The organism is Streptomyces aurantiacus (assembly GCF_001418335.1).
Taxonomy (GTDB): Bacteria; Actinomycetota; Actinomycetes; order Streptomycetales; family Streptomycetaceae; genus Streptomyces; species Streptomyces aurantiacus.
The window spans coordinates 1-976 of the sequence record NZ_LIPP01000398.1; the positions used below are offsets into that span (position 1 = coordinate 1).

General features: G+C 70.6%; 2 protein-coding genes. Both read left to right on the forward strand.

Annotated features, from left to right (window positions below; genetic code table 11):
- Positions 1-71 precede the first annotated feature (71 nt).
- Positions 72-674: a DUF1003 domain-containing protein gene (locus AOK01_RS36555; protein ID WP_055519366.1), complete on the forward strand. Its 603-nt coding sequence runs from the start codon at positions 72-74 to the stop codon at positions 672-674.
- Between the two features lie 44 nt (positions 675-718).
- On the forward strand, positions 719-976 hold a 258-nt coding region (locus AOK01_RS45795), incomplete at its 3' end, for a metal-sulfur cluster assembly factor (protein ID WP_245702564.1).

Sequence of the window (976 nt, forward strand, 5' to 3'; positions counted from 1 at the left end):
CGGCGCCGGGTTCGGCACCGGCCACCCGGCCGTCCGGGGGGCCGTCCGGGGGGCCGTTCGGGGGGCCGCTGATGGCTCCTGAGCGCGAGGCCCGCGAACGGGCCGCCACCGGGACGACGACGACCGCCCCCGCCCGGCCGCGCCTGCGGCTCGACCAGCCGCAGCCGCCGCGGCGCAGGTTCCTGCCCGAGTACGACCCCGAGGCCTTCGGGCGGCTCTCCGAGCGGATCGCGCGGTTCCTGGGCACGGGACGGTTCATCGTCTGGATGACGGTCGTCATCATCCTGTGGGTGGTGTGGAACGTGTCCGCGCCGCGCGACCTGCGCTTCGACAACTACCCGTTCATCTTCCTGACCCTCATGCTCTCGCTCCAGGCCTCGTACGCCGCCCCGCTGATCCTCCTCGCGCAGAACCGGCAGGACGACCGCGACAAGGTCAACCTCGAACAGGACCGCAAGCAGAACGAGCGCTCCATCGCGGACACCGAGTACCTGACCCGGGAGATCGCCGCGCTGCGCATGGGACTCGGCGAGGTCGCCACCCGGGACTGGATCCGCTCCGAGCTGGAGGACCTGGTCAGGGAGCTGGAGGACCGGCGTTCCGACGGGCACGGGGACGGCCGTGTCGTATTCCCGGCAGAACATCCTCGGGGACGTGACGTAGACGACCGGTGACAGGGCTTTCCGGCCCCAGGGCCGGGCGCCGTACCATCGGACCCATGGCTACGGAAGACGCGGTGCGTGAAGCACTGTCGACGGTGAACGACCCCGAGATCCATCGACCCATCACCGAGCTGGGGATGGTCAAATCGGTGGAGATCGGCGCGGACGGTTCGGTCGCGGTCGCGGTGTACCTGACTGTCTCCGGGTGCCCGATGCGCGACACCATCACCAACAACGTGACCGAGGCGGTCGCGCGGGTCGAGGGGGTCACGCGGGTCGACGTCACGCTGGACGTGATGAGCGACGAGCAGCGC

Bases quoted from the DNA above. Each gene is read 5' to 3' on its own strand.
- AOK01_RS36555 (WP_055519366.1), top strand. From the start codon at position 72: ATGGCTCCTGAGCGCGAGGCCCGCGAACGGGCCGCCACCGGGACGACG.